The following is a 4,411-nucleotide window of genomic DNA, read 5'->3' as shown; positions in this document are numbered from 1 at the left end:
AATGGGATTGACCTATAAAAAAACTCTACGTCATCCGAAAACCGACGAAAACACTCGACAAACGTTTCAACAAAAAACAGTATGAAAAAAAAGGAAAACATATTGTTTTTATTGATGAAAGTGATTTTTCACACGATACGCCGCGGACTCACGGCTATTCCCCGAAAGGTCAACGGTGTGTTGGTCTCAAGAACTGAGGAGCTATAGGAAGAACAAATGTTATCGGCGCTTTATTGGGCACAACGATGTTTGCTATCGGATTATTTGATATCAATATTAACAGCGATGTTTTCTATGCATGAGTCACCCAAGTCCTTATTCCAGTACTTCCTAAAAACAGTGTAATCATGATGGATAATGCAACTGTTCCACAAGAAACAAAGTATTTAACAAGTCATCATCGATGCGGGGCATATGGTGGAATATTTGCCTACCTATTCGCCAGATCTTAATCCAATTGAACATAAATGAGCACAAGCTAAATGCAAAAAAGAGCGCTCGGATGCGACACAGATATTTTGTTCGCACTCAATATCGTGTAATCAAAATTAAGTCGCTTAGCTATACTGGATGTTGCTATGGAACTCTGTCTAATAGTCGGTGATCCTAAAGCAAGATTAGCAATTAGACCCTATTCTAATGAATTAGAAGAAATTATCTCTCTTAAAAATGGTATAAAATGTCAACTTAGACCTATCCTGCCCGAAGACGAATCTTTACTCAAAGATTTTATTACTCAGGTAACAAAAGAAGATCTTTATTATGGTTACTTTAGTGAAATTAGCGAATTTACCCATGATGACGTAGCGAATATGACACAAATCGATTATGACCGAGAAATGGCCTTTATCGCTATTAAAAAAATTCCGAGATTATTGGCGTGGTTCGTGTGATAGAAGATCCTGACAATCAGCAAGCAAAATTTGCCGTTTTAGTACGTTCTGATATGAAAGGTAATACACTTGGATATCAGTTAATGAACAAAATTATTAGATATAGGCGTAGTCAAGGCACTCGACGACTTACTGCAATCACCATGCCTGAAAATAAAAAAATGCTACAGTTAGCACAAAAATTAAGTTTTAGTTTCGATATTTAATTTGAAGATAGTATTGTCAATCTTGATCTAACACTATGAATAAAATAATCTTATAATTAAATAAATAGAACTATTAATGCAATAAATAGTCGCTGAACAATCGATCAACATAGCTAGGATTAATAGATACAAAAAATTAAATTAATGGTATCATGAATCATCAGTTTTCAGTAAACCTAAACCAGAGTATGTAATCTACTCCTTTAATAAAAAAGAGAAAATTTACACTGTGATGTTGTCTAAATTAAAAAAAGCAAAGCATCAACAATATCTTGAGCAATTAGCAAAATTACCTCAGTCTGCTTCTGGAGTTGTCACTCTATACCAAGCAGAAAATTTTCGAAAAGCTCTGTTGCACAAAATTGCCAACGCTCAACGGTATATTTATATTACTGCACTTTACTTCGAACATGATGATGCAGGACGAGACATACTAAATGCGCTTTATCAAGCAAAAATAGCACGACCAGAATTAGATATTAAAATAATGGTTGACTGGCTTCGTGCTCAACGTGGTCGCATTGGTGCAGTTGCCAGTGCAACTAATGCAGATTGGTATTATCAAATGGCAATGGCACACCCAGGATCAGAAATCGCTATTTTTGGTATCCCGGTCAACACACGTGAAGCATTAGGTGTTTTACATCTAAAAGGTTTTATCTTCGATGATACGGTTATTTATAGCGGCGCTAGTATTAATGATGTCTATCTCCAGAAACACCAACGTTATCGTTACGATCGTTATCATATATTAGCTAATGCCCAATTAGCTGCGACGATGAAAAGCTTTATCGACCAAAGTTTGCTCTCTTCACCCGCCATCCAGCGTCTAGATCAAGCTCATCGTCCCCGCAATACTCAAATTAAAAGTTTAATTAAACAATTTCGCCACAACTTAAAAAGTTGTCACTATCAATTTCAAAATAATGCCAAAAATGAAGAGTTAGCAGTAACTCCATTAATCGGTTTAGGCAAAAAAAACGAATTAAATAAAACTATTACGCATTTAATGAAGAGTACAGAAAAGAAAATGACTATTTGTACACCCTATTTTAATTTACCCACTATTTTAACGCGTATAATTAGTAAATTATTGTGTGATGGCAAAAAAATTGAAATTATCATTGGCGATAAAACGGCTAATGACTTTTACATTCCACCAGAAGAACCTTTTAAAATTATCAGTGCATTACCTTATTTATATGAAATTAACCTACGCCGTTTTATCTGTCGGTTACAACGCTTTGTAGATAACCAGCAGTTAACTATTAGATTATGGAAAGACGGAGAAAATAGCTATCATTTAAAAGGAATTTGGATAGATAATAACTGGCAATTAATAACCGGTAATAATCTCAATCCTCGTGCATGGGGACTGGATTTGGAGAATGCAATATTAATTCATGATCCCCAAAAATTTTTGTTACAGCAAAAAAACAAAGAATTAAAATGTATAACAACTAACACTCATATTATAAATCACTATCAAGAGCTTGAAAATATCCAGCGCTATCCAGTAAAAATTAAAAAACTTATTTGCCGTTTACGCAGGATCCACGTTGATAGGCTAATACGTCACATTCTTTAATAGGTTAGCTCAATTTTCAAATACAAAATAATAAGCTTTTTCGAATCAATGTGTTATCAATAATTAAAACGTCAAAAAGCTACCCTTTGGTGGGTTTCTTAACATAATTAAAGTCTGGCAGCTCCCTACTCTCACATGGGGAGACCCCACACTACCATCGGCGCTACGGCATTTCACTTCTGAGTTCGGCATGGGGTCAGGTGGTACCACCGCGCTATTACCGCCAGACAGATTCTTTTTTATTTATCCCGTCTTATTTCGCTGCCTTACAGTCTACTCAGCTACCTCAGTAGCGAACACACTTTTGCTTTCAGCAAAATTTGACCATATTCAATCTCAAAACAAGCTAAAATTTTCTCTTTGACAACACCTTCGGTGTTGTCAGGTTAAGCCTCTCGGATCATTATTACTAGTTAGCCTCAACGTATCGCTACGCTTACACACCTAGCCTATCTACGTCCTCGTCGTCTTGAACACCCTTTATAGGATCTTACTGTTAGGGAAGACTCATCTTGAGGCAAGTTTTCCGCTTAGATGCTTTCAGCGGTTATTTCTTACGCACTGAGCTACGAGGGGCTATGCCATTGGCATGACAACCTGTATAGCTAAGCGTTTTAATTTTGACTACAAAATATATATGTTTTTCTCTAATATAAATTTACTGATATAGACTAATTACTTGTAATTATTTTAAAGTCGCCTAGCTATACACTAGTGGTGCGTCCACTCCGGTCTTCTTGTATTAGGAGCAGCCCCCTCTCAATCTTTTTTTGCTCACGACAGATAGGGACCGAACGTGTCTTACAACGTTTTAAACCCAGCTCGGGTACCACTTTAAATGGCGAACAGCCTATACCCTTGGGACCTACTTCAGCCCCAAGATATGATGAGTTGACCTCAAGGTACCAAACACCGCCGTCGGTATAAACTCTTGGCCCATATTAGCCTGTTATCCCCGGAATACCTTTTATCTGTTGAGCGATGGCTTTTTCATTCAAAACCACCGGATCACTAAGACCTACTTTTGTACTTGCTTGCGCTGTTACCTTCGCAGTCAAGCTGGCTTATTTCTTTGCATTAACTTTACGATGTCTGACCGTGATTAGCCAACTTTCGTGCTTCTCCGTTACAGTTTGGGAGGAGACCGCCCTAGTCAAACTATTTATTAGACACTGTCCTTAACCCGGATTACGGGCCTAAGTTAGAACATCAAACATTAAAAGGTGGTATTTTAACGTTGGCTCCATGCAGACTGGCGTCCACACTTCAAAGCCTCCCACCTATACTACACATCAAAGCTTAATTTTCAATGTCAAGCTAAATGTCAAGCTATATATAGTAAAGGTTCACAATATAGTAAAGGTTTACAATATAGTAAAGGTTTACAGGGTCTTTTCCTTTTTGCGGGGGTACGGCTGCATCTTTACAGCAAGTTCAATTTTACTGAGTCTCGGGTTTAGACAGCTTGGCCATTATTACGCCATTGGTGCAAGTTGGAACTTACTCGAAAAAGAATTTCGCTACCTTAGCACTGTTATAGTTACGACCGCCGTTTACTGGGGATTTGATTAAGAGCTTCGCCTTATGGCTTACCCCATCAATTAACCTTCTAGAACCGGGCAGGAAGTCACACCGTATACGTTTACTTTCGTGTTTGCACAGTGCTGTGTTTTTAATAAACAGTTGAAGCCAGCTTGTATCTCCGACTGGCTTCAGCTCTGGAT

The 4,411-nt window shown here is 37.5% G+C and carries 4 protein-coding genes, 2 rRNA genes and 1 pseudogene; 5 read left to right on the top strand and 2 right to left on the bottom strand.

Translation table 11 applies throughout. The features are described from left to right. The first annotated feature begins 81 nt into the window (after positions 1-81). The 5 genes and pseudogenes from ARSQ2_RS13420 to pssA all read left to right on the top strand — a co-directional run bounded on the left by ARSQ2_RS13420 (position 82) and on the right by pssA (position 2,687). Positions 82-207, top strand: coding sequence for a hypothetical protein (locus tag ARSQ2_RS13420; RefSeq protein WP_255487065.1), 126 nt, complete (start codon positions 82-84; stop codon positions 205-207). 9 nt (positions 208-216) lie between these two features. Then, complete coding sequence (locus ARSQ2_RS13415; RefSeq protein ID WP_255487064.1) at positions 217-345, top strand: hypothetical protein; 129 nt, start codon at positions 217-219, stop codon at positions 343-345. A gap of 58 nt (positions 346-403) precedes the next feature. Next, positions 404-604 (top strand): hypothetical protein, encoded by a 201-nt coding sequence (locus tag ARSQ2_RS00020; RefSeq protein ID WP_181993920.1) that lies wholly within the window; start codon positions 404-406, stop codon positions 602-604. Further along, a pseudogene (locus ARSQ2_RS00015) lies at positions 564-1,099 on the top strand (GNAT family N-acetyltransferase); the annotation flags it as partial. The gene ARSQ2_RS00020 and the pseudogene ARSQ2_RS00015, both read left to right, overlap by 41 nt. 232 nt (positions 1,100-1,331) lie before the next feature. Further along, complete coding sequence (gene pssA, locus ARSQ2_RS00010; protein WP_181993919.1) at positions 1,332-2,687, top strand: CDP-diacylglycerol--serine O-phosphatidyltransferase; 1,356 nt, start codon at positions 1,332-1,334, stop codon at positions 2,685-2,687. 112 nt (positions 2,688-2,799) lie between these two features. On the opposite strand, the gene rrf is transcribed toward pssA, so the two are convergent. Both rrf and ARSQ2_RS11760 read right to left on the bottom strand, forming a co-directional pair. Then, positions 2,800-2,915: ribosomal RNA gene (gene rrf / locus ARSQ2_RS00005) — 5S ribosomal RNA — on the bottom strand. A gap of 154 nt (positions 2,916-3,069) precedes the next feature. Further along, positions 3,070-4,411 (bottom strand): 23S ribosomal RNA (locus ARSQ2_RS11760); the annotation flags it as partial.

The organism is Arsenophonus endosymbiont of Bemisia tabaci Q2 (genome assembly GCF_902713415.1).
Classification (GTDB): Bacteria; Pseudomonadota; Gammaproteobacteria; order Enterobacterales; family Enterobacteriaceae; genus Arsenophonus.
Note: the sequence above shows the minus strand (reverse complement) of the source record. Positions and strands in the feature narration are given on the sequence as shown.

Bases quoted from the DNA above. Each gene is read 5' to 3' on its own strand.
- ARSQ2_RS13420 (WP_255487065.1), top strand. From the start codon at position 82: ATGAAAAAAAAGGAAAACATATTGTTTTTATTGATGAAAGTGATTTTT.
- ARSQ2_RS13415 (WP_255487064.1), top strand. From the start codon at position 217: ATGTTATCGGCGCTTTATTGGGCACAACGATGTTTGCTATCGGATTAT.
- ARSQ2_RS00020 (WP_181993920.1), top strand. From the start codon at position 404: ATGCGGGGCATATGGTGGAATATTTGCCTACCTATTCGCCAGATCTTA.
- pssA (WP_181993919.1), top strand. From the start codon at position 1,332: ATGTTGTCTAAATTAAAAAAAGCAAAGCATCAACAATATCTTGAGCAA.